This is a genomic window from Colwellia aquaemaris (assembly GCF_057548755.1).
In genome coordinates this window covers 345,640-369,201 of record NZ_BAAJLV010000003.1, presented here as the reverse complement: position 1 = coordinate 369,201, position 23,562 = coordinate 345,640, and the positions used below count along the sequence as shown (strand labels likewise).

Sequence of the window (23,562 nt, the reverse complement as noted above, 5' to 3'; positions counted from 1 at the left end):
TTGGAATCATTATTCACTACAACAAATGCACAATAAAGTTCATAATACTGCACATACATGTGCAAAAAACTGACAGGTTGTAATATGCGATTAAAAAGTACTCTTGAACAATGGATTACATTACAAGAAGTGGATAATGCTGGTAGCATCCAAGCAGCGGCAATGTCACTCAATAAAAGCCATACAACCTTAATTTACGCCATTAAAAAATTGGAAACACAATTAGATGTGAAGCTACTGGAAATAAACGGGCGTAGAGCAGTATTAACTCATCATGCTAAGTCTCTACTACGAAGAGCGACAAGTATGATTGAACAAGCTAAAGATTTAGAGCAAATTAGCCAGCAACTCGCACAAGGCGTTGAGTCTGAAATAACCATTTCGATGGATCACCTTTGTGATCCAGCTTTACTATATGAACCAATGAAAGAGTTTTTAGCCAGCAATTCAACGACGTCTATTCAAGTTGTTGAAACTTCTCTGTCAAAAACAACGCAGATGGTTACAAATGAGCAAGCAGATATTGCCATAATCACGCTACCTATAACCAATTATCCAGCACAAGTATTCTCCGCTACAACAATGATACCTGTAGTACATATCAATCACGCTTTAGCGAAATTAGAAAGTGTTTGCACTTCCGATTTAGTAAATTACTGCCAAATCGTGATCCGAGATTTAGGCGGGAAACAGTCAAATACTGACACAAAAAATGTTGGTTGGTTAAAGTCGAATCAAAGAATCACAGTAGATAACTTCGATCATGCCATTAAAGCAATTGAACATGAACTAGGTTTTTGTCGTTTACCAGCACATGTTTTACAGCATAAGAAATATAAACAGCTAAAAATACTCAACATCGAACATAATGAAAAATACCAAGTGCCTTTGCATATTACATTGCCCAAAGGGAGTAAAACAGGCAAAGCAGCGCTAGCTTTTTTTGATGCCTTATTACGAAGTGCTGACGCTTTATAAAACGAAGGCACAAGTGGTTTTGAAATAGCGATTAAGCATTGTGATAAGTATTAACTATAACTGCAGACCAGAAAAATCCTAGTGCTAACAGTAATAGCAATAACGATGCAGGCTCAGATACATCTACAGAGTTTTCGGGGCGTTGGGCAACGCCATAAAAATTTGCCCCTTGGCCGTTATTATTAAAATGTGCGGTAACCCCACTCACATTAAAGGAGCCAGCCTGCCTAACAAACGTAATGAAAAATTGCTCTGTTTGCGGGGTAAAACTGACAATATTTCCTAAACCAAAACCTTCAATGCCATCAATATTAAAACTAAAACCTGCTGCATAAGCTAGATCACTGCTGCCATACGTTGACCCAACCAATAAGTCAAATGCATCGCCAATGTCTAATGTGTCTGGCCCAAATGATAAATAGAGATCTGAAACCTCAATACCGACAAAATCAACTTCAGCAACCTCGGCATTATCAAATTGAAAAATTAATGATGCATAACTATTGGAATTCACGACCAATAAACAGCAAAAAGTAACCATTCTACATATCGTTTTTATACTTGGCTTTTTCATGTTCTACACTCCATTTATCTACGTCAGCTAACTCGTTGATTACTTAATGCGTTGGCCAAAATGGAATCACGCCAGGTACCCTTTTCTTGTAATCAAGATAGGTATCTCCAAAATGTGAAATAAGCGATTTTTCTTCAAAATACAAACCAACAACGATGTAGAAAGTTAAACCAACCGACATTATGAACTGGGTCATACTCATGTAGGCAGTTGACCAAACACCCATTAGTACACCAGTTTGAATGGGGTGCCTAACGACACTATATAAAAAATTCTCTTTTAGTTTTTTTCCTTCAGCGACATCTGTAGTTAAGCTTTGTTTTAAGCCCATTAAATGAAAATGGTCAATTTCAAAGGTGGCGGCAACCATAACAAGCCAACCAGCAACATGAATAATTTTTAGTAAAATTGTGATGACGGCATTGTCAATGTGCCAAACTGCACCTGCTACAGGTTGCCAATAAAAACATAAAACGTACATAAAAATGCCTGATACAAGCACATAAGTACTACGTTCTAATTCTGCGGGAATATACCGAGTTAACTTTTCTTTGAATGAAGCTCTTGCTGCAATACTGTGGTGCAAGCCAAATAAGGTTAAAATGAATATATTAATCATAACGGCTTGCATCGTACTACCAAGTGCAACATTAGCGTTAATGTGAATGGGTAAAAAATGCCATCCCCCCATAAAAAGAATAAAGGCGGTAAGCCCTGATAAACCTATAAGATACGCAAAAATTCCGTACAGAGAAATAACAAGCTTTTTCATTTCATCGACTCCATTTTAAAATCATTTAATACACTGTTAGTTATTACACTGGTACTTCACATTTGATTTAATGTATCCATTGCTAAGCAGCGTATCGATGAAAATAACCGCAGTAAAATTAATAATTTTAATTAGGGTATTAATTAAACTTTAAAAATTTGAAAACAATAACTTAGGAGTTTTTATCAAGAGTTTTTATTTAAAAGCTTTTTAAAATTAGTGGATTTTTATAAATAGCTAGGAACATTTTGCTGTAAATGCACAATGATTTGCTTTTGTAATGTGGAAAGGTAGCGGTTTTTAATATAGCAAAGTACAACTGGGCTTTGAATTTCCTGTTCATGTGGAACCACTTCTATACGGTCATCTTCTTTTATCATGTGCTGGGAAATAATCGCCTCACCAAAGCCAAGTCTTACACCGTCTAAAATGCCATAAACATCGTCATAAAAGTTTCGGTCAAATTCAAAATCTGAATGACCTTGTGCCGAGAAAAAATTAAAAGTGGTCATATCATGCACGTCATGATCCAAAAAGCAGGGAGGAATAACTTGGTGCCAAAGGGTTTTATTACGAATATGCACTAGTGTTTCAGCACCAAGAACAATAGATTCAATCAATGGCTCTTCCAGCACTTCATCTGTGACAATAAAATCAACCTCTCCTGACATCAACAGAGGTAATAACTCTCTCAACTCCTTAGAATAAAACTCAGCTTTTAACTGGTGTGGTGAATTTATCAGAGGAATAAGCGACGGCATGATCACAGAGCGCATTACAGAGCTAAAAGCACCAATACGGACAATACCATTAGCAATAGCACTACGGCCTGAAATATTGTTTAAAACATCTTGCTCTCTTGCCTGTTGTTCATTGGCATATTCAAACAGTAGTTTCCCCTGCTCTGTTAAACCAATACCGTCATTGCCACGTATCAGTAGCTTACTACCAACTTCTTGTTCAATTTTAAGCACACGTTGAGATAGTGCAGATTGCGTAATACAGAGCGTATCTGCCGCTTTACAAAAGCTTTTATCAAGTGCAACTTGATAAAAAGCATTCAGCCTGTCGGTATTGATTTTCATCATTTACTGTCTCAAGTTGTTTTCAATTTAGCTTCAAACACTGCTCTATTATTAAACATAGTTTACTATTGTGAAAAAAGATTTTGATTATATTAATTAAACCTTGGCAGCAGCTATCTTCTGTTTTTTTAGAGCTAGCATCCAAAAGTGGTAACACTCATATCAACCGAGCTTCCGATCACATGAGTTTAGTCATGAGTTAAAATGCGATTAAGGTTGAGCAAAAACTACGTAAAATTGTAGCAAGAAAGTTTAAATTTGGCGTTCACCACTGGCCTATTTTACATGGCTGTTATATCTGTGTTGCCCGTCAACCACGCTATGATGTCGGTAATATTGAAAACTTGTGTGAATTTAAAGATAAGACTGAGTATCTTAAATTTACATTGGGCAGCTTAAGATGGAAAGACTATTTCGATAGTAAAATTATTTCAACAATATTACCCGTATTTCATAACATAAGAATTCAGCTGGCTTTTATCAGCACCTAATACAAAGTCTAACTAAATCGACTGAAATTGATATTAAAAAGGAGGCGAAATAGCCTCCTTTTTAATACTTCTGTATTTGCAACAATCTATGGTTTCGCTTTTAAATCCACATTCGAATCAGCAAATAGGAAAATTGTTGCTGCATATGCCGCGACATTTTGTGCTAATTCATCAGGGTTGATCTTATCTAATGTATCGTCTGGTGTGTGATGCAAGTCGAAATAATCAGTACCTTCTTGATTTAAGCGAATAGTAGGAACGCCTTTATTGGCAATAGGAATAATATCAGGTCCACCGCCTTTAACGTCTGAGCCACCACGAACAATGCCTAAAGGCGCGATGATTTTAGCAATTTCATCTACTAACTTTGTCGCTTCTGGGTTAACGTTAGAAGCGAGGCGCCAGATATTTCGCGCACCAAAGTCAGACTCTGTAGCAAGAACATGGTTATGGAGATTTTTCTCGTGTTGCTTAGCATAAGCAAAAGCACCTAATAATCCCACCTCTTCAGCACCAAACATAACAACACGAATAGTACGTTTTGGACGTTTAGGTAAGTTGGCAATTAATTTTGCGGCAGCTGTTGTTATCGCAATACCAGCGCCATCATCAACTGCTCCTGTGCCTAAATCCCAGCTATCTAAGTGGCCGCCAATAAGAACAATTTCTTCAGGCTTTTCACTGCCGATAATATCTAATACAACATTACCGCTAGTAACTTCACCTTTCCAATCAGAGCCTGAATGTAGCGAAATAGAAAGAGGCTTATCTAAGTTATGTAAGCGACGTAAGTGGTCAGCATCTGGGTTTGAGATAGCAATAACTGGAATATTTGCCCATTTATCACCGTTTTTACTCATCATACCCGTGTGCGGGAAGCGATGAGAATCTGAGCCTACGGAACGAATGATTAACGCACTTGCGCCGCCACGCTCAGCATGTTTCCAGCCAATTCTGCGTTTTTGGTTTGATGGACCATAACCTGCCCCCGTTTGACTTTTAACCATAGGTTCGCCATCTACAAAGGCAACTTTGCCTTTTAGCGTGCCATCTTCAACCGATGTTAGCGCATGAATATCTCTAAAATAAACAATAGGCGCATTAATTTCTTTTTCGCTTGGCGCACCACCACCTAACGCTGAACCATATAATTCTTGATTATAAGGTGACGTTAAAGCGATATGTAGATGGCCTCTATCCCAAAATGGCATAGTAAACTCTTCAATTGTGGCTTTATCAAAACCTAACTCTTTGCCTAAATTTACCCCCCAGTCACGTGCGCGCTTTTCCGCCTCTGAGCCACCAAGTCGAGGGCCAATTTCTGTGGTCAATGATTCTACAATACTGAAACCAAGTTCGCTTTTAAGTGCTGTTTCCATTAACTGTTGAGCTGTTTCTTTTTGTTGCTTTGTTATTATTGGCTCTTTAGCAACTAATGGCATACTCATTACACACAACAACGCACTAAGCGTCACATTTTTCAATAATTTCATTTTTGCTCCATGATGAAACTTTAATCGATGAGTTACTTTTAAATAAAGATGAGGAAGTCTAAATCTTTCACGCCGTTTACGCCAACTTTTTAAATTAACAACCTCAAAAATTATTCGACGACTTTATGGTAGTACTAGTGGTGAATATCCTATGCCGTCGGGGCCACTCCCTGTGGGCAGCTCAAACAATGTTTTACCTGACATTATGTCAATAACAAGCACCTTATCTTTACCGTAAGCTGACATAAACAAAGTTCTATCATTTGGGTGATAAATCACCCCTTTAGGCCCTGTTCCGCTATCAAACACTATTTGCTGCAATTTTTTCTTATTTCTCGCATCAATTATGTCAAGTGTATTACGCTTGTAGTCTGGGATCACCGCATATTGTTCATCGTTTGTCAGTAGTATTCGATAAGGAAAACTAAAGCCACTCCATTGCTTAATTACGCCAACATTATTTAAATTAAATACAGTGAGCAAGCCGTCATCATTGCTCCCCACCCATAGCTCTGACCCAGCTTTATTTACCGTAATCGCCTCAGGTATTTTAGGTGTTGAAATTTTTCGAAGCAAAGTCCCTGACTGTACATCTAATTCAGATACGGTATTTGAGCCCATATTAGTGGTATATACTCGTTCGCTAGATTCTGGCAACGCCACCATATGGGAGCCTTTTTGTTTGGTATCAATTGCCTTATCAATCCGGCCAGATATGATATCAACAATGACTACACTATCCGAAACTTCAGAAGATACAGCAACCCTTCGTTGATCTTTTAAAAACAATACGCCATGAGGTCGAGGGTAATTAGATAAATCAATGGTTTTAATCTTCTTTGCTTGTTGCACATCAAAAACAGTTAAGCTATTACCACCAATGTAATCTGTAACTACCGCCAAACGTCCATCCGCGCTTATTGCTAATTCATGAGGCCCTTTACCCGTTGCACGTGTGAATTTGATTTTACGGCTCTTAAGATCAATGAAATTAACCGTGTCAGCCTTTTTATTTACCACGATTAACGTTCCTGACATGCCTTCATCGCTAGCCATTGCCAATGTGCTGATAGAACATATAAATAATATATAAACTAAATAATTAATTGTTTTCATTTTGGCTCCTTTTTAAATCATTAGTCTAAATAACCTGAGCTCGGCTTAATTAATATTGCTCTAACAGCTATTTCTACTTACTTCTGCGTTTAATTCACTTCCAATAGGCTAGCTATTGACGCGTGAATCGGCCTTGAATTAACTAAAACTATCAAGCTAGAGGCAAATGCAATAATTTATCTTATACATCTCAATAAACTAGATTATCTCTTAACCCGAGTTCAGGTTAAATATTCTCGATTAGAAAAACAAAAGTTGTGTTTAAAAAACAATCATAACAAGCGGCTAGAAAATTAACTGGCCGCCGAGTAATCATTATTTAAAAAAACATTGGCTATAAAAAGCCCGCGAATGCTTGCTTAATTCTTGGTAGCCACATCATAGTGCCTGCAGCAAAAACACCTATAGTAGTTATTATCGCGCCCATTGCAGCAAAAACTGCAGCAAACCATTTAATATTATTATTTTTATTTCGCTGCGCCCAAAAAATTATTTCTGCAATGGCCATCGGCAGCAAATAACAGGCAAAAGATAGCGCTATATCAGCCGGACCGTCAATGCTACGGGTATTGCCATTCGCTCCTTGGTTTATGACAAACCATCCCATTAAATACAGCCTAAATGACCACACACCATTAATTAAAATAAAACTGTGTATTGCAAAACGTTGGTGAATCGAAAACTGCTTCTCGATTGCCGCTTTCCAAGCAAAATAGATGGCGATAGGAATTAAAATACCGTTAAACGTTACACCTAAGCTACCTAAATCACTAAACCTAAACCCTGCGCCCCAAGTTAAATACAGGCCGGTCAATGCGCCAGATAAACCTAGCACCATAAACAACCGGCCATTGTATCGATGAAATTTCGGATATTTTTTTCGTATTATCGGGAAAAGTTGAAATAAACCGCACATTGCCATCAAAGCCGCTGGCAGAACATGGGCAAAAAATATAAACACTGCCGTGTTACTTTCTGCTTTTGCCGCTTGCCCTGGCGATAAAGAATAGGTTAATTCAGTCACGCCAAATAATGTTGGCGCCGCATAAATACTTAAAATATATGCCGCAAAAAACCATTGTCCTAGCAGTACAATTCCTACCCAAAACTTAACAATATTACTTAACGTTTTCTCTGCTGATACCAGAGGTTGTCCGACCTTATCCATCAAAACCTGCATACTTAACCTTTATATGTTTACTTATTAATTAAGCTAAATTTTGCATGCGCAAAGAACATAAATCGCACCGAATTTAAAATTCGGCATACATTTTTTAGAAATATTTACTAATAAAATGTGTATTGAACAAGAACCTCTCGATTGGTAAGATTTTTCTATACTATAACTAAACTGGTAAATACAAATGGACCTAACAAATATATATTCTGTCTTGCTTGTTATCAGTTTAATGTTATTAATTGCTCAGCTTTTAGTACGTGATAAGCAATTAGCTCACATTATATTTGCTTTATTTTGTGGCTCTATTGCCTTAATGGCGACAAAAAAAATTTCCGGGGATAGTATTGGCGCCTACCAGTATTTGATAGGTATGGCAGCTTGCGCTACTTGCAATGGTTATTGGTTACTTTCGCGTAGCTTGTTTAGAGAAAAAAACGCCATTTCACCGCCTCATATTACTATTGCCATCGCAATTGCACTGCTAATCATGATAAACCAAGGCTACTTATTTATTAATAACAGTGCATTTTTTACGCTAGAAAATAGCAGCATCATTCCATATATCGTTAGTGAATTAACGGTTTTATTATCATCGACTGTTATTATGCTCTCCTTTTGGGAGGGATGCCGCGGTTACAACACTGATAATAAAAAAGGTAAAGCCCAGCGTTTATTATTTTTAGCGACTTTTGGCTTTGCCGTTGCATTTAGTAAATTATCGCAGGGGATATTTATTGAAAACCTTGCCGCAAAAGAATTGATAACTGCAGTCATTATTTTCTTTGTATTAATAAACACACAAGTATTAATGCTTTGGCGCTTTAAAACAGTAAAAAAGCAAGTGAAAAACATTATAAGTACAAACAGCGAACAAAATACTCCTGAAGAGCCTGAAATACCTGAGCTTGATCAAGTACTCGCAGAAAAAGTTGAAGCATTACTGCACAGACAGTCTTTGTATTTAAAAGCAAACTTAAAAGTGGCGGATATTGCCCGTGAACTTGAAGTTTCTGAATATAAAATTAGTAAAGTGCTTAAGAACAATTTCAACGCGCGTAACTTTAATCAATATGTTAACGACTTACGCATAACTCATGCTAAAAGACTGCTTTGTGACCCCGAAAAACAAAAATGGTCGGTACTTGTTGTCGCCTTAGAAAGCGGCTTTGCATCAATTGGACCATTTACTCGCTCTTTTAAATTACAAACGGGCTTTACGCCTAATCAATACCGGCAAAATGAATTAGCCTAAATTTAAGTCATTAACTTATCGCAATTAGCTTCTCTATAAGCTAAGTAACAGTTAAACTTAGAAAAATTTAAAAATGATTTGGATCCTGCACGAATGAAATTTTTACACACTATGGTTCGCGTAAAAAACGTAGAACAATCATTAGACTTTTATGTAGAAAAATTAGGCTTAATTGAAACACGCCGAGTTGACGTACCAGAAGGTAAATTCACCTTAATATTTTTAGCAACCGAAGTTGGTGCTGCGGAAATTGAATTAACCTACAACTGGGATTCAGAGGAAGACTATAGTATTGGTCGCAACTTTGGGCACTTAGCGTTTGAAGTGGATGACATTTATCAAACCTGTGAAAAGCTAATGTCTGCCGGGGTTATTATTAATCGTCCTCCACGTTGTGGCCATATGGCATTTGTTAAGTCACCAGACAACGTTTCTATAGAGCTATTGCAAAAAGGTGAACGCTTAGCACCTCAAGAGCCATGGGCAAGCATGGAAAATACCGGAAGTTGGTAGTTAGAACAATTACGGCTAAATAATCAATATTTAGCCGTAAAACGAAAGGGGGTTTTAAATCAGCCTATTTTAATACAGAAAGTAAATTGCTGTGATCATCCGTCCAAATAACCTCCTGACCATCTGGCGTCTTTTGCAATAAATCTTGGCTCGAATACAATTGAAATAAACTCTGATTTAAACTGACCTGATCATTTGACAATAATAACCACTGAGCGTCATTTTGGTATTCGCTGCTTGCCTTAGTAAAAAAGTAACGAGAAAACTTTCCTAAACTAGCTGCGGTATCATTAACTAAACGAGCCAAATCTAAATGGCTATTTGAAACATGAAAAGCCAAAATACCGCCCGGTTTAAGATGTTGAAAATAAAGTTCAAACGCTTCCTGTGTTAACAAATGCTGAGGAACGGCATCGCCGGCAAACGCATCAATAACTAGCAAATCAAACTGCTGACTACCAACCTTTGCTAACTGCCGATTAAGTGTAACTCTCGCATCTCCTTGGCTAATACTAATAGCCGCCTTAGATTTCGAAAGATAGCTAAAATAATGATTGGCGGCACGTATAACCGCAGGATTTAGTTCATAAAAATGAAATTTATCATTTTTATCACCATATGCGGCTAATGTTCCAGCACCTAAACCAACAACGCCAACATGAATGCCATTTAGCTCGCCCTTTTTTTGTAACACAGCAAGCGCAACACCAACGCCGGTATTTTTTCGATAATAACTTAAAGGCGTTAAACTAGCGCCAGCTTCTAAACTTTGGGTACCATGAGATGTGGTACCATCAATTAAGCGTCGCTCCATTTTGCCATCAATATTGACATCTTTAACACTTATAATGCCGTAAAAATTGCGTTCGCTATACACGTTAGTTTTAATAAATGCCTGATTTAAATAATAGAAACTAATCGCCAAAACTAATGCTGTGCCAACGTTCGCCATCATCAAACCACTTTTTCGCTCAGTGTCTGCTTGCACACTACAAGCCATTAAAACAAAAACGGCAATAATACCTAACGGATACTCACTAAATTGTTGAAACACTTGTTGCGCTATAAAGGTAACAAATGCACTACCAAGAAAACCGCCCAGTGCAATCATTAAATAATAATATGTTAATTTCTCTACTTTTGGCTGTAACTTAGCTAATTCACCATGGCATATCATGCAGCCACTGAACATAATGGCGGCATAAATAAATATTTGAGAAACAATGCCAAATTGAGAGCCAATAAAGTACATCAGCAAACCAACAACACCAGCAATAGCGAAAAACGCAAAGCAATACCAGCGAACATACCAATGAGGGCTATGAAAACAAATGATAAAACTTAACAAATAAAGACAAAGTGGCATGATCCACAAAAACGGTACAGGAGGTAAGTTTTGAGTCATAGCATTGGTGGTTGAAATTAATAAAATAACACCTACAGCCGCTAAAAATAACCACAATATTGCCTTTAAAAAAGATGACTCATCGCTTCTTTGTGTTTTATCAATTAAAGAACTATGCATTTTCATGGTTAAGTTTTGTTTTGCAATATGCACACAAAGTGCTAGTAAAAACAAACTCATCGCCACAAATAATACTGACCAATAACTTGACTGTTGGCTTACCGTTAATATAGGTTCAAAAACAAACGGGAAACTTAACAATGCCAATAAAGAACCCGCATTCGATAATGAATACAGCTTGTAAGGCAAAGCTTTTAATTTAATGATACTCAGCCATCTTTGCAGTAGCGGGCCGGTCGTTGCCAATAAAAAATAAGGTAAACCAACACTTGCAGCAAGCAAGATAACAATTCCGGCTAAAGGCGAACGTGTTAATTTTTCTTCAGAAAGCCCGATATCAACCAAGCTGATCGGCAAAAATAGCCAACAACAAGCAATAATAACAATATGAATATAGGCTTGAACTTTCACACTATGAAGTTTTGTTAACATGTGAGTATAAAGATAACCAATAAACAGCAATGCTTGGAAAAACAGCATACAAGCTGTCCATACCGCCGCCCCACCGCCAAACTGCGGTAAAATTTGTTTAGCAATTAATGGTTGAACTTGGAATAGTAAAAATGCACTTAAAAATATAACAAATAGAAAATTCATAAATGGGGAAATAACAACGGCATTTGTATTGCCTATTAATCAATAGTTGGCAATGTTAACTAATCTCATGATAATTTTATAGAAAAACTATCGAATAGTCACAATGGTTGGCCAAGCAGATTTGTCATTACAATGCTTTAAGCATTTATAGCACATGACATTTTGTGATTAAAAACATGACAAAAAGGTAATGCATTAAAAAACTCGTAACGATTACCTTGATGTCGCTCATGCCAGTACGTAACGCTAGTTCATCGATAAGTCAGGACGAATGCGATAAATGGTATAGTCTGTCGATTTAAAATTACCACTCCACTGCTTAAAAATCGCCTTAACTTTATCTTCATCTTTAAGGTGTTTAACAATGGCTTGATAAAAGCTTTCTTCCGGCGGCGCCATATCAGCATAATTATTATACGGGATAACTAAGCTTAAGCTTTCCTTGCCACCTATTTGATCACTCCACGACCAATGGTAAGGCCATTTCATGGCTTTTGCATACTCACTGAGCATTTTTTTCCCTTCGGCTAAACTCGCTCTTTTACCCATTTTTACCCGATATTCAGTAACCGCAAAATATTTCATGCCCTCATTTGACTCAGGCCAATGACTATTGGCAAAATCTAGCTCACTAAAATAATGCTCATAGCGACGAACAAAAGGCGCAACATTCTTATTCCAATGAGCAAGGACTTTTGCTTGTTCAGACCATTGCTGATAGCTGTCTAAATCCTTCCAACTTAAGCAGCAGCTACGAACAACATAGAAACTGATATCTCGCCCCACCACTGGCGTGTATGTTTTCCAAATACGCGGGTCTTGCTGCTTTTGGCGAAATTTTAAATGCGCTTTAAACGCTGATTCAAATTTAGCAGATTGACCTTCATTTGGTATCATTATCCAAATATCTGCAAGGTTAGACTTAGTTTCAGCACCTTGAGTAAAAGTACTGAAAATGATTAGAGAAAATATTAAACTTTTGAATATGTTAGTAAAGTTGATTTTACACATTATGAACCCTCATAGTGAATACTATGCAGAGCAAATTCACCTGAAATAATTCATAAGCTAAAACGCCAAAGTTTGGCAATGGCTACTTATTACCACTTATTACCACTTATTATTTAATACCGGGTACCACATAACTCGCATATGAACGGCTAAAGTCTAGCAAACAATGCAAAGTTTGCTAGATTTACAAGTCGAATATAAATTTAACGACCAAGCTATGCAGGCAGGTATTGGTTTCATCGCCACTAATGTGGATTATCTAAAACGAGCTAAGGCATCAGTTAAGGCACTAAGGCATAGCGCTACATTTTCACTTCTCGCGCCAAAGCCCATTAGACCAATACGCCATGCTTGGCCTGCGAATTGACCTAGACCAGCACCAATTTCCAAGTTGTATTCTTGTAAAAGGTACTGACGTACTTTGGCATCTTCAATACCTTTTGGAATATAAACAGAGTTCAATTGTGGTAAACGTTCATCGGCAGGCACAATAAAGTCTAACCCTAAATTAGTTAACCCTTGGGCTAATTTATCATGTTGTAATTTATGGCGAGCCCACGAATTTTCTATGCCTTCTTGCTGCAACATTAGCAAAGATTCATGTAACGCATACAATGAATTTACCGGCGCAGTGTGATGATAAGCGCGCTTGCCCTCACCTGACCAATAGCCCATAACCAATGATTGGTCTAAAAACCAACTTGGCACAGGTGTCGACCTATTAGTAATAACTTCACTCGCTTGGTCACTAAAACTGATTGGAGATATACCTGGCACACATGACAAACATTTTTGGCTGCCGGAATAAATAGCGTCGATTCCCCACTCATCAACACGCAGCTCTACGCCACCTAACGACGTCACGGCATCAACAATAGTCAAACATTGGTGACGTTTGGCAATTTCACATAAAGTCTTAGCATCAGAACACGCCCCCGTTGACGTTTCAGCATGCACGAAAGCAACAAAGTTAGCTTGTGGATTATTTTGCAATGCATCTTCAAGTTGTTGCGGATCAACGGCTCTTCCCCATGGCGAATCAACAATAATTAAATTTGCGCCAATACGGGTAACATTTTCAATCATACGTGCGCCGAACACGCCATTACGACAAACTACAACGGTGTCTTTAGATGTCACCAAATTCACAAAACACGCTTCCATACCCGCAGAGCCTGGTGCCGATATGGCCATAGTGTTAGCATTCGAGGTTTTAAACGCGTACTGCAATAACTGTTTTACTTCGTCCATCATACCAATAAACGACGGGTCTAAATGCCCGACAGTTGGCCTTGCTAAAGCCGATAAAACCCGTTGGCTTACATCTGATGGCCCAGGTCCCATTAAAGTGCGCTGTGGTGGGATAAATGATTGAATAGTCATAATTGCAGTTCCAAATGAAAGAATGTTGTGCAGTTTAACACTGATGCAAACATCACATAAATTAATCCATGTTATGCCAAGTATTCACTAGAAATATAGAAGTAAAAATACTTAACCGAAATAAGTTGCTATCACCGAAAGATAATAAACGGTAATATGCTGAATTAATTACTCTAATTTCTATTAAAACTCATGGCATTAAAATCAACTATCAATAAAGCAACCATTCACCTATCAGATATGGATCGGAATTACTATGACACACTGCAGTTGACTATTGCCCAGCATCCATCTGAAACCGATCGACGTATGATGATCAGACTCATTGCCTTTATCCTAAATGCCAATGAAAACTTACAATTCGGTAAAGGCGTTAGTGATGAAGATGAAGCTGCTATTTGGCAAATAAATTACAGTGAAGAAATTGAGCTTTGGATAGAGCTTGGGCAAATAGAGGAAAAACGGCTGAAAAAAGCCTGTAATCGTGCCAAGCAAGTTAAACTTTATTGCTATGGCACAAGTGTTAATACTTGGTGGCAACAAGTTGAAAATAAGCTGAATCAATTTGATAAGCTAACAATTGAGTGCTTTAGCGAAGAAACTACACAGGCATTAGCAAAATTAGCGCAACGTTCAATGGAATTTCAAGTCAGTATTCAAGATGGTCAACTGTGGTTAAACTGTGATGAAGAAACCTTATTGATCGAACTTAGTAAACTAAAATAGCCTATTTACCTGTAACAAAACTTTACCAAGCTATTGAATTTTTGATTTAAATTTTTAATAGTAACTAGCATACCTATACCCAAACAATCTGAAGATACTGGGTTCAGCAAGTGGCTTGGGTACATAATAATAACACGGCGCATGTAATCAAAATGACATATTCAAAAATAAGTAATGCAAAAGTTAAATTTAAAACCTTAGCAGTAGCAATCGCAATGAGTTGCTCATTTTCAAGTTTTGCTGAATTAATTCCCGCAAAACAAGTAATTGAAGATATCACTTACCTAGCAAGCGATGAGCTAAACGGTCGTGCTAGTTTTAGCCCAGAAATTGACAAAGCAGCAAATTATATCGCCAAGCGATTTGCCGACATCGGCTTAACACCACTAAAAAGCGATAACTCAAACAATAGCTTTTTACAGACATTTACGGTTTATCAAATTCAACCACAATCGTTATCTGTATCAATAAATGGCAAAAGTATAAGCAGCGAAAACCTTGCAATGGCAACCACAGTTGCAAAATTGAAATGGCAAACGAATACAGCTAAAACTCACATTATCGGCAAAGACGATGATATGAGAGCGAAACTGAGAGAATTAAATCAAATAGGTGGTCAACACCTTGTTGTGATCGATAGCGCTCATAGTAAACTTTTTAAAGGCTACCAAGGTTATTTTAAACGAGGATTAACAAAACTTTTACTTGAAGACAATGGCGCTATCGTCATGGTATTAGCGGATGACTCTGACCTTAGCCACTATAATGTTGAAGCCAGTGCCAATATTACTCAGCAATCATTAACTAATGTGGTTGGAGTATTACCTGGCACTGAAAGTGAAAAAGAAATTGTATTATATTCCTCCCATTATGACCACCTAGGCACAACACCTGATGGTAAGCAAATATATAATGGCGCTGATGATGACGCCTCCGGCACAACAGCAGTTATCAATTTAGCACAGTACTATGCCAAAAAAGGTAATAACAAGCGTACGTTAATGTTTAGTGCATTTACCGCAGAAGAAATTGGCGGTTTTGGTTCAAAATATTTTTCACAGCAGTTAAATCCTGACGATGTTATTGCAATGATAAACATTGAAATGATCGGCAAACCATCAAAGTTCGGCGCGGGAACCGTTTGGATGACAGGCATGGAACGCTCTAATTTAGGAGCGCTATTAAACGAAAAACTCGCTGCAAAAAATACGCAAATATATAAAGATCCCTATCCAGAACAAGGCTTATTTTATCGTTCAGACAATGCAACATTGGCACGTTTAGGTGTGCCTGCACATAGTTTTAGTAGTACACAACTTGATAAAGACCAACACTATCATCAGGTGTCTGACGACCTAGCAAGCTTAGACTTAAACTCAATGCACAAAGTTATCGAATCTCTGGCCACTGCCACCCAATCAATAGTTGATGGTGATGTTACCCCAACACGGATTGATAAAGAAAAAGTGCGAGCACTAGGCAAAATATACTAGCAAGGCTATTTTAGGTAGTTATTAACCAATAATAAAACTCGCTGTTATTTAGTCACACCAAGGCAAGTAACAGCGGATTTTATCTACAATAATAAGAGTAAGCTCACATTCAAGCTGGTCGTTGCCAGCGCATACTATACTCAAGCTCATTAACGCCACTAACCGTAAAATCATGTCGTAAATAAAGCTGTTTTGCTGGGTTGTTTAATAATACATTCAAGGTAATAGAAACTTGCTTTTCAATCGCTTTTCGCTTCACCATAGTTAAAATTAAACTACCTATACCTAAACCATGAAATTCTGGCAATAGCTGAAATTGGCGAATATGAATACGATCAGAGAACAAGCCAAGTTTAAGTAGTCCGATCATCTTATTATCGTGAAGAATTAAGTGAGAGTCTGAAAAATACTCGTCAATACGTTGTAAATGCTGCTGATCATTTAACATGATACCCGCCGCTATCAGATGTTCGTTCATCGACGCTTTACGTAAGGCTAACAAAAAACCTCGATCTTCTTTACTGGCCTGTCTAAAGGAAATTTTTGCTTTATTTTCTTTTAACATTTTTACTGTATTGCTCGTATTAACTTTATCAGCATCATCTTAATCTAAGTGAGGAAAAGTTACGACTGGTGGTTATCGCAATAATTGTGCAACTGAACGTTGAATGCTTGATCACTATATTAAAAAAGCGACACAATAACTTATTCAACATACTAGGAAGACGCTATGCTCTTTAAAAAAACACTATTAGTTGCAGCTATTTCAGCTGCTGTTTCGATAAGTTGTGCACAACAATCTAACAATAACGCAACAAATTCAGCAAATACTGCATCAGCGGCTATCTCTCAAGTTAGCACTGTTGAGGCATCAAAAGCTGCCAATGAACTGTTCGACACTATTTTTATGGAAGGCGTTAACCGCAACCCTGTTCGTCAAACCTACCTTGGTATAAAAACAGATTACGATAAATGGCAAAACCTTTCAGAAGAAAATAGCGCTAAAGAGCTCGCATTCGCAAAAGCTGCACTAAAGCGAATTCAAGTAATTGACGTTAACAATTTAGATAAACAGACCAAGTTAAGTTATCAACTATTAACACAAAAACTTGAGCAACAAATTGCTGATTACAAGTGGCGTCACCACAACTACCCTGTCAACCAAATGTTTGGTATTCACTCACAAATACCATCACTTTTGATAAATCAGCACAGCATTAAAGATGTGAAACAAGCTCGTGACTATATTGCCCGAGTAAAGAACGCGAAAAAGTTATTGGAACAACTTACAGAGCAACTTAAAATTAGAGAAAATAAAGGCATTATTGCCCCTAAATTTGTTTTTGAACATGTCATTCGAGATTCAAAAAACCTACTAATTGGCGCACCATTTGATAAAGGGGCAGATAGCACCCTCTATGCAGACTTTACCGATAAAGTTAATAAATTAGATATTTCTAAGACAGAAAAATCAGCACTAATTAATGAGTTAGTTTCTGCCCTTAGCCATGAATTTAAAGCCGGTTACCAACAATTAATCAGCTACTTAACGGCTCTTGAGAAAAAGGCCGACAATAAAGACGGTGCTTGGAAATTCCCACACGGTGAAGACTTTTACAACAATGCCTTACAGCGCACTACAACAACAGACTTAAGTGCTGAAGAAATACACCAAATTGGCTTAAATGAAGTAAAACGTATTCATGACGAAATGCGCGTGATCATGACGAAAGTAGGCTTTAAAGGCTCACTAAATGAATTTTTCCAATTTATGCGTCATGACAAACAGTTTTACTATGCTGGCGATGAAGCCGGACGCACGCGCTACTTAACAGAAGCAACAGCACTAATTAACACCATGAAGGGCGAATTAGATCAGCTCTTTATTACTAAGCCAAAAGCTGATTTAAAAGTTAAGAAAGTAGAAGCCTTTAGAGAGAAGTCGGCCGGTAAAGCATTTTATCAACAACCAGCACCAGACGGTTCAAGACCTGGCATTTACTACGCCAACCTGTACGATATGGAGGCAATGCCTACTTATCAAATGGAAGCACTTGCCTACCATGAAGGCATTCCTGGTCACCATATGCAAATTGCGCTTAAGCAAGAGCTTGAAGGTATTCCAAAATTTAGAAAATTTGGCGGTTACACAGCTTATAGCGAAGGTTGGGGATTATATTCAGAGATGATCCCAAAAGAAATTGGCTTTTATCAAGACCCATACTCAGATTTTGGTCGTTTAGCCATGGAGTTATGGCGCGCTTGTCGACTTGTTGTTGATACGGGTATCCACACTAAAAAATGGAATCGTGAGCAAGGCATTGAATATTATGTAAATAACACACCTAATGCTAAGTCTGACGCGATAAAAATGGTTGAACGTCACGTTGTTATGCCATCACAAGCAACCGCATATAAAATTGGTATGTTGAAAATTGTTGAGTTACGTGCAAAAGCAAAACAACAATTAGGTGACAAATTTGATATTCGTGAGTTTCATGATGTCGTACTGACCAATGGTGCTGTGCCATTGAATGTACTAGAAGCTATGGTTAACGACTATATTCAAAACCAAAAGTAATACAAAAGTAACAGATAAAGCGCCACTAACCTCAGTAGCTGGCGCTTTGTACTTTAAATACTGTCAACTGAATCTTTTACCGGTAATGTTAACTTACCCGCCCACTGATAAATCGCTAAGCCTGTCATAACTAAAAGCGCACCAAAAACTAAATTTAAACTCACCAACTCATTATTTAACACCGCACCTAAATACAAGGCAAAAATCGGTGTTAACATAGTGATCAAAGCGACGGTGCTAGGCCTTAGTTTTTGCAAAATAAAAAAGTAAGCAAGAAAACCTACCAACGAGCCAAATATACCTAAATAGACAATGGCCCAGATTGAGCGCATTTGCCACTCTTGGTAAGGTAGGCTGCCATCAAATATTAGCCAAACTATGCCAAAAAGCGGCACACTAAAACATAACGCACCAACAGTTGTTGCCAAAGGATGAATATCAATTGCCACACTTTTAACCAATACGCCGCTAATACTAAAGAAAAATACCGCTAGCAGAATATAAAATAAGCCAATAAGACTGTGTTGATTTAACGATATGCTATCAAAACAAACCACAAATAGCCCTGTAACAGCAACAGATAACGCCAGCTTCTTTGCTGTGCTAAAGCTATCTTCTGACAAAATTTTCTGTGCAAGTAACCCAGAAAGAATCGGCGACAAACCAAAAATTAATGACATTAACCCAGAAGATAAATATGCCGCAGCTAGGTAAGAAAAAAGCATACCGCCAAAAATACCAACGCTAGAATATGCATATATTTTTTTAGCAGCCAGTGACCAAGGTAATTGTATTTTTGCCAATTTTAGAATTATCAGTCCTGGCAGTAATGCAATTAACATACGCATCAATACTGCTAAAGTTGGATTGACCGACTCACTACTCCACACAATTCCTAACGGCGTTGTAGACCAAATGATCACAACCGCTAAATAGGCCACTGAAATTGGCATTTCTTCTCTCCTTTTTTAACAATTACCATTAAATTAACAAAACATACCAAGATGATTGCACTTAAATTGCCGAGAAAGACGACTGGAAGTTTTATAAGAAAAGAAAACCGCAGTCGATATAGCTGCGGTTTTAAGTGAAAAATTTACTTTACTTTTTACCCAGCGAAATCATCAAAAGCACTAGCCAGCAATTGACATTAATAGTCAGCTGGTTAACGCGTTTATTGAACATATTTTGCGGATTGAGAAGCATTAAAAACTCTACAAATTTATTAACTTATTTTTTATTCACCTTGCCGAGAAACAATGACATTGTCAACATATAAATTGATGAGCGATTAAACTGATAACAATTAATAGCGTTCATGTCGATTAAGCCATAAGCAGCTAAAAATTGATTTAGTCAAAGCCCCTATTCTGGGGCGCTACTTTTATAAGATTCTCAGTTAGTTAAGCAAGCAAAAAACCACATTAACAAAATTTTAACTTTTTAATGAAATTGTAACAAAATCTTGCTAATATTTTGTTGACCAATTAGACAATTAGCGCTTAAGGAATAGGCAGAATGAAAATTCATGCCTATTTTTTTATCTAATTTTCTTGTGGAAAATATAACAATAACAAGTGAGAAAGATAATGAAACACCAACGACTAACCAAAGTATCTCGGTATACCTTGGCGATATCACTGTACCTTACGGCAAGCATAAATTCAGTACAGGCTAATGAGCCCCAGAATTACTATGACTCAGTAGATACCACTAGTGCAGCGTCTTTAAAGCAAAGTTTGCATGAAATAATAGATGATCACCAACGCTTTCCTTATACATCATCAGCAACTGACACATGGGATATATTGGAGGCTGCAGACCAAGACCCAAACAACAGCAACAATGTAATTGATATCTATAAAAATGCTTCATATACCAAAGCAGGTGGTGGCAATAACAACTACAATCGTGAGCATAGCTGGCCAAAGTCGTACGGTTTTCCAAAAGATGGCGCGAGTAATTACCCTTACACTGATGCCCATCACCTTTTTATCGCAAACAGCAATTATAACTCTAGCCGTAGCAATAAACCGTACGCAAATTGCGCAAATGAATGCACTGAAAAGACGACTGAGTATAACAATACTCGTGGTGGTGGCGCTGGAGAACATAACTTGACCAATGGTTCAGGTCATACTGGTTCATGGCAAACTTGGAACGGTCGCCAAGGAGATGTTGCACGAGCACTTATGTATTTAGCGGTTCGCTATGAAGGTGGCACGCATGGCGTAACAGGTGTCAATGAGCCAGATCTAATCCTTACCGATGATCGTAATTTAATTGCTGGCTCAAAAACAGGCGAAAATGTTGCCGTTGCATATATGGGCTTAAAATCTGTGTTACTGCAGTGGCATAAAAATGACCCAGTGGATGCATATGAAACAAGGCATAATAACGCGGTTTTTGCCCAACAAGGTAATCGTAACCCATTTGTTGATCGTCCAGAATATGTTGCTTGTGTTTTTGAAAATATTTGTACTGGTACGGGTGTTACACCTCCAACAGGTGGTAACACCGACGTTTGGATAAACGAGCTGCACTACGACAACAATGGTAGTGATATAAATGAAGCAGTTGAACTAGCGGGTGTTGCAGGTATTGACCTAAGCGGATGGCAGCTAGTTGCATACAATGGTACCAACGGTACTGCCTATAAAACTATCAGCTTAACGGGTGCTGTACCAAACCAGTCTAACGGTTACGGCACGCTAAATGTTACTTTTTCTGGCCTTCAAAATGGTAGTGCTGACGGCTTAGCCTTAGTTGACGGTAATAATCAAGTACGACAATTTCTTAGCTATGAAGGTAAATTAACGGCAACTGACGGCCCTGCGAAGGGGCTAACATCAATAGATATTGGCGTATCAGAGACTTCCAATACACAAGTTGGCTATTCACTACAATTGTCGGGCACAGGCAACAAGTATAGTGACTTTACGTGGCAAAGCCCTAGTGTAAAAACATCAGGCAGTTTAAACAACAACCAATCATTTTCTGGTGGCGTAGAGCAAAGTAGTTTTAACAATAACACTGTGGTTGCTATTCCAGACAATTCAGCAATCACTAGCAATATAGATGTTCAACGCTCAGGTAATGCCGGACAAATAAGTATTGCTGTTGATATTACTCATACCTACCGTGGGGATATCAGTTTGCAATTAACAGCACCTGATGGCAGCACATATTTACTAAAAGCAAAATCAGGTAACGATAGTGCTGACAACGTCAACGAAACGTACACGGTATCAGCGTCAGGCTTAGCGCAGGGACAGTGGCAATTATCAATAGTTGATAATTACCAACAAGATACTGGTACCTTAAATCAATGGAGTATTAATTTCTAAGCCATAGCAAACAAGATAAATAATCCGTAACATCTAAATGATCACGGGGGATACTAGTCACTCGTGGTCATTTAGCAATAGAACAACAAGTGTTTTTTAATTTTTAAACGCTATAAATGCGCAATAAAACTTGCTAAATTAAGCGTTATTTTTCAACATATTAAAATTCAAAAACAAAGTTTATCTAGAAAACTAAGGAAGTGTGATGGAGTTAAAAATAATCCCTGTCGTTCAGGTCATAATCGCCATGCTATTAATGAAAGCCATTCAACAACTTCTGCCAAATTTTAACTATATAATGAGTCACTCGTTCAGCTTAGTCTCGTTGCTAACTGCTTTAGCTGTGATTATTGGCGTTATGGCTGTTTATAGCTTTCGAAAACATCAAACAACCGTAAACCCGAGTAAACCCGAATCATCATCAAAAGTCGTTAACACAGGTATATATCATTTTTCACGAAACCCTATGTATTTGGCCATGCTACTTGCCTTGGTTGCATTTGCTTTTCACTTACAAAACTTTTTAACCTTTGGTGTATGCGTAATATTCGTTGGCTATATCACTAAATATCAAATTATTCCTGAAGAGCGCATGCTAAGCCAATTATTTGGCGAAGAATATTTAAAGTACCAACGACAAGTTAGGCGCTGGCTTTAAACTTAGTAATATAAAAAGCACTGAATAAATTTAATTTTACTCAGTGTTTTATAGTTACTTTTAAGCAAGCAGAAATTGACTTAAAGCTGTTACAAATTTAAAACTAGGCCTTTTTCAAATATGCTGCCACTAAAACAATACGTGTACCATTGACCTTGCCTTCAATATGTTCAGGATTATCCGTTAAGCTGATACCACGTACCATAGTGCCTTGTTTGGCAGTAAAGTTCGCACCTTTTACTTTTAAGTCTTTTATTAAAGTGACATTATCACCATCATGCAATTCCGCGCCATTACTATCACGTGTTGGCCCTTCTCGCTCAGCAGCCGCAATCCCCTGCTCAGCCCAAGTTTTAACCTCATCTTCTAAGTAAATCATATCTAGTGCATCTTGAGCCCAACTTTCCGCCGAAAGCTTATGCAACATGCGATATGCCATCACTTGTACAGCGGGCTCTTGGTTCCACATAGCATCATTTAAACAACGAAGGTGATTTATATCTAGTTCAATATTGCCTTCAACTTGTCCTAAACAATGAGCACATAAATAAACACTTTGTTGTGCACTTAAATCGCTTGTTGGGGGCACCGGGTAAACACTTAAGCTATCTGTTGATGCACAAAATTCACAGCTAGTGTTGCTGCGTTGTTTTAAAGCTTGCTCTGTAACCATAATTTAATACCCACAAAAATTTTGCCGCTATTATGCCTAGGTTGTTGCAGTGATGGTAGACCAATTCGTAAATAATAATGGCTGAGATCAAAAAAGGTGGCATTGCCACCTTTT

Annotated in this window: 20 protein-coding genes; 8 read left to right on the top strand and 12 right to left on the bottom strand. The window is 37.7% G+C overall.

The window, feature by feature from the left end:
• Positions 1 to 84 precede the first annotated feature (84 nt).
• The gene (locus AC27HL_RS11135; RefSeq protein ID WP_487081061.1) at positions 85 to 978 is read left to right on the top strand and encodes a LysR family transcriptional regulator; all 894 of its coding nucleotides are present in this window, start codon (positions 85 to 87) and stop codon (positions 976 to 978) included.
• A 31-nt stretch (positions 979 to 1,009) separates the two neighbouring features.
• Here the strand turns inward: AC27HL_RS11135 and AC27HL_RS11130 are convergent, their stop codons facing one another.
• From AC27HL_RS11130 to AC27HL_RS11105, 6 genes are all read right to left on the bottom strand, one after another.
• Positions 1,010 to 1,552 carry a hypothetical protein gene (locus tag AC27HL_RS11130; protein ID WP_487081060.1) on the bottom strand — a complete coding sequence of 181 codons (543 nt, stop codon included), beginning with the start codon at positions 1,550 to 1,552 and terminating at the stop codon, positions 1,010 to 1,012.
• A 43-nt stretch (positions 1,553 to 1,595) separates the two neighbouring features.
• The gene (locus AC27HL_RS11125; RefSeq protein ID WP_487081059.1) at positions 1,596 to 2,324 is read right to left on the bottom strand and encodes a methyltransferase family protein; all 729 of its coding nucleotides are present in this window, start codon (positions 2,322 to 2,324) and stop codon (positions 1,596 to 1,598) included.
• Between the two features lie 227 nt (positions 2,325 to 2,551).
• Positions 2,552 to 3,412, bottom strand: coding sequence for a LysR family transcriptional regulator (locus AC27HL_RS11120; RefSeq protein WP_487081058.1), 861 nt, complete (start codon positions 3,410 to 3,412; stop codon positions 2,552 to 2,554).
• A 574-nt stretch (positions 3,413 to 3,986) separates the two neighbouring features.
• Complete coding sequence (locus AC27HL_RS11115) at positions 3,987 to 5,348, bottom strand: M20/M25/M40 family metallo-hydrolase (protein WP_487081221.1); 1,362 nt, start codon at positions 5,346 to 5,348, stop codon at positions 3,987 to 3,989.
• 168 nt (positions 5,349 to 5,516) lie between these two features.
• Entirely contained in the window at positions 5,517 to 6,509 is a 993-nt protein-coding gene (locus tag AC27HL_RS11110; RefSeq protein WP_487081057.1) for a YncE family protein, read from the bottom strand.
• 334 nt (positions 6,510 to 6,843) lie between these two features.
• Positions 6,844 to 7,677, bottom strand: coding sequence for a DUF2306 domain-containing protein (locus tag AC27HL_RS11105; RefSeq protein ID WP_487081056.1), 834 nt, complete (start codon positions 7,675 to 7,677; stop codon positions 6,844 to 6,846).
• Between the two features lie 196 nt (positions 7,678 to 7,873).
• On the opposite strand from AC27HL_RS11105, the gene AC27HL_RS11100 reads away from it, so the two are divergent.
• The gene (locus AC27HL_RS11100) at positions 7,874 to 8,941 is read left to right on the top strand and encodes a helix-turn-helix transcriptional regulator (protein ID WP_487081055.1); all 1,068 of its coding nucleotides are present in this window, start codon (positions 7,874 to 7,876) and stop codon (positions 8,939 to 8,941) included.
• Between the two features lie 93 nt (positions 8,942 to 9,034).
• A complete protein-coding gene (locus AC27HL_RS11095) occupies positions 9,035 to 9,454 on the top strand; it encodes a VOC family protein (RefSeq protein WP_487081054.1) in 420 nt (139 codons plus the stop codon).
• A gap of 64 nt (positions 9,455 to 9,518) precedes the next feature.
• On the opposite strand, the gene AC27HL_RS11090 is transcribed toward AC27HL_RS11095, so the two are convergent.
• The 3 genes from AC27HL_RS11090 to AC27HL_RS11080 form a co-directional block, all read right to left on the bottom strand.
• Positions 9,519 to 11,576 carry a spermidine synthase gene (locus AC27HL_RS11090; protein WP_487081053.1) on the bottom strand — a complete coding sequence of 686 codons (2,058 nt, stop codon included), beginning with the start codon at positions 11,574 to 11,576 and terminating at the stop codon, positions 9,519 to 9,521.
• Positions 11,577 to 11,822: 246 nt separating this feature from the next.
• A complete protein-coding gene (locus tag AC27HL_RS11085; protein ID WP_487081052.1) occupies positions 11,823 to 12,587 on the bottom strand; it encodes a hypothetical protein in 765 nt (254 codons plus the stop codon).
• Positions 12,588 to 12,842: 255 nt separating this feature from the next.
• A complete protein-coding gene (locus AC27HL_RS11080; protein WP_487081051.1) occupies positions 12,843 to 13,970 on the bottom strand; it encodes a pyridoxal-phosphate-dependent aminotransferase family protein in 1,128 nt (375 codons plus the stop codon).
• 192 nt (positions 13,971 to 14,162) lie between these two features.
• On the opposite strand from AC27HL_RS11080, the gene AC27HL_RS11075 reads away from it, so the two are divergent.
• On the top strand, positions 14,163 to 14,696 hold the full coding sequence (locus tag AC27HL_RS11075) for a YaeQ family protein (protein ID WP_487081050.1): 534 nt from the start codon (positions 14,163 to 14,165) through the stop codon (positions 14,694 to 14,696).
• Positions 14,697 to 14,848: 152 nt separating this feature from the next.
• Positions 14,849 to 16,189, top strand: coding sequence for a M28 family metallopeptidase (locus AC27HL_RS11070; protein ID WP_487081049.1), 1,341 nt, complete (start codon positions 14,849 to 14,851; stop codon positions 16,187 to 16,189).
• Positions 16,190 to 16,298: 109 nt separating this feature from the next.
• Here the strand turns inward: AC27HL_RS11070 and AC27HL_RS11065 are convergent, their stop codons facing one another.
• Positions 16,299 to 16,754, bottom strand: coding sequence for a GNAT family N-acetyltransferase (locus AC27HL_RS11065; RefSeq protein ID WP_487081048.1), 456 nt, complete (start codon positions 16,752 to 16,754; stop codon positions 16,299 to 16,301).
• A gap of 165 nt (positions 16,755 to 16,919) precedes the next feature.
• Between AC27HL_RS11065 and AC27HL_RS11060 the strand changes: the two genes are divergently transcribed.
• The gene (locus AC27HL_RS11060; RefSeq protein WP_487081047.1) at positions 16,920 to 18,770 is read left to right on the top strand and encodes a DUF885 domain-containing protein; all 1,851 of its coding nucleotides are present in this window, start codon (positions 16,920 to 16,922) and stop codon (positions 18,768 to 18,770) included.
• A gap of 53 nt (positions 18,771 to 18,823) precedes the next feature.
• Here AC27HL_RS11060 and AC27HL_RS11055 read toward each other — a convergent pair whose 3' ends face one another.
• A complete protein-coding gene (locus tag AC27HL_RS11055; RefSeq protein WP_487081046.1) occupies positions 18,824 to 19,723 on the bottom strand; it encodes a DMT family transporter in 900 nt (299 codons plus the stop codon).
• A 636-nt stretch (positions 19,724 to 20,359) separates the two neighbouring features.
• Between AC27HL_RS11055 and AC27HL_RS11050 the strand changes: the two genes are divergently transcribed.
• Together AC27HL_RS11050 and AC27HL_RS11045 are read left to right on the top strand one after the other, a co-directional pair.
• Positions 20,360 to 22,117: an endonuclease gene (locus AC27HL_RS11050; RefSeq protein WP_487081045.1), complete on the top strand. Its 1,758-nt coding sequence runs from the start codon at positions 20,360 to 20,362 to the stop codon at positions 22,115 to 22,117.
• 205 nt (positions 22,118 to 22,322) lie between these two features.
• Positions 22,323 to 22,775, top strand: coding sequence for a methyltransferase family protein (locus AC27HL_RS11045; RefSeq protein WP_487081044.1), 453 nt, complete (start codon positions 22,323 to 22,325; stop codon positions 22,773 to 22,775).
• A gap of 103 nt (positions 22,776 to 22,878) precedes the next feature.
• Here the strand turns inward: AC27HL_RS11045 and AC27HL_RS11040 are convergent, their stop codons facing one another.
• Complete coding sequence (locus tag AC27HL_RS11040) at positions 22,879 to 23,448, bottom strand: PhnA domain-containing protein (protein WP_487081043.1); 570 nt, start codon at positions 23,446 to 23,448, stop codon at positions 22,879 to 22,881.
• Between the last annotated feature and the right edge of the window lie 114 nt (positions 23,449 to 23,562).

Excerpts from the sequence above, each read along its gene's own strand:
- AC27HL_RS11135 (WP_487081061.1), top strand. The coding sequence starts at position 85 with ATGCGATTAAAAAGTACTCTTGAACAATGGATTACATTACAAGAAGTG.
- AC27HL_RS11130 (WP_487081060.1), bottom strand. The coding sequence starts at position 1,552 with ATGAAAAAGCCAAGTATAAAAACGATATGTAGAATGGTTACTTTTTGC.
- AC27HL_RS11125 (WP_487081059.1), bottom strand. The coding sequence starts at position 2,324 with ATGAAAAAGCTTGTTATTTCTCTGTACGGAATTTTTGCGTATCTTATA.
- AC27HL_RS11120 (WP_487081058.1), bottom strand. The coding sequence starts at position 3,412 with ATGATGAAAATCAATACCGACAGGCTGAATGCTTTTTATCAAGTTGCA.
- AC27HL_RS11115 (WP_487081221.1), bottom strand. The coding sequence starts at position 5,348 with ATGAGTATGCCATTAGTTGCTAAAGAGCCAATAATAACAAAGCAACAA.
- AC27HL_RS11110 (WP_487081057.1), bottom strand. The coding sequence starts at position 6,509 with ATGAAAACAATTAATTATTTAGTTTATATATTATTTATATGTTCTATC.
- AC27HL_RS11105 (WP_487081056.1), bottom strand. The coding sequence starts at position 7,677 with ATGGATAAGGTCGGACAACCTCTGGTATCAGCAGAGAAAACGTTAAGT.
- AC27HL_RS11100 (WP_487081055.1), top strand. The coding sequence starts at position 7,874 with ATGGACCTAACAAATATATATTCTGTCTTGCTTGTTATCAGTTTAATG.
- AC27HL_RS11095 (WP_487081054.1), top strand. The coding sequence starts at position 9,035 with ATGAAATTTTTACACACTATGGTTCGCGTAAAAAACGTAGAACAATCA.
- AC27HL_RS11090 (WP_487081053.1), bottom strand. The coding sequence starts at position 11,576 with ATGAATTTTCTATTTGTTATATTTTTAAGTGCATTTTTACTATTCCAA.
- AC27HL_RS11085 (WP_487081052.1), bottom strand. The coding sequence starts at position 12,587 with ATGTGTAAAATCAACTTTACTAACATATTCAAAAGTTTAATATTTTCT.
- AC27HL_RS11080 (WP_487081051.1), bottom strand. The coding sequence starts at position 13,970 with ATGACTATTCAATCATTTATCCCACCACAGCGCACTTTAATGGGACCT.
- AC27HL_RS11075 (WP_487081050.1), top strand. The coding sequence starts at position 14,163 with ATGGCATTAAAATCAACTATCAATAAAGCAACCATTCACCTATCAGAT.
- AC27HL_RS11070 (WP_487081049.1), top strand. The coding sequence starts at position 14,849 with ATGACATATTCAAAAATAAGTAATGCAAAAGTTAAATTTAAAACCTTA.
- AC27HL_RS11065 (WP_487081048.1), bottom strand. The coding sequence starts at position 16,754 with ATGTTAAAAGAAAATAAAGCAAAAATTTCCTTTAGACAGGCCAGTAAA.
- AC27HL_RS11060 (WP_487081047.1), top strand. The coding sequence starts at position 16,920 with ATGCTCTTTAAAAAAACACTATTAGTTGCAGCTATTTCAGCTGCTGTT.
- AC27HL_RS11055 (WP_487081046.1), bottom strand. The coding sequence starts at position 19,723 with ATGCCAATTTCAGTGGCCTATTTAGCGGTTGTGATCATTTGGTCTACA.
- AC27HL_RS11050 (WP_487081045.1), top strand. The coding sequence starts at position 20,360 with ATGAAACACCAACGACTAACCAAAGTATCTCGGTATACCTTGGCGATA.
- AC27HL_RS11045 (WP_487081044.1), top strand. The coding sequence starts at position 22,323 with ATGGAGTTAAAAATAATCCCTGTCGTTCAGGTCATAATCGCCATGCTA.
- AC27HL_RS11040 (WP_487081043.1), bottom strand. The coding sequence starts at position 23,448 with ATGGTTACAGAGCAAGCTTTAAAACAACGCAGCAACACTAGCTGTGAA.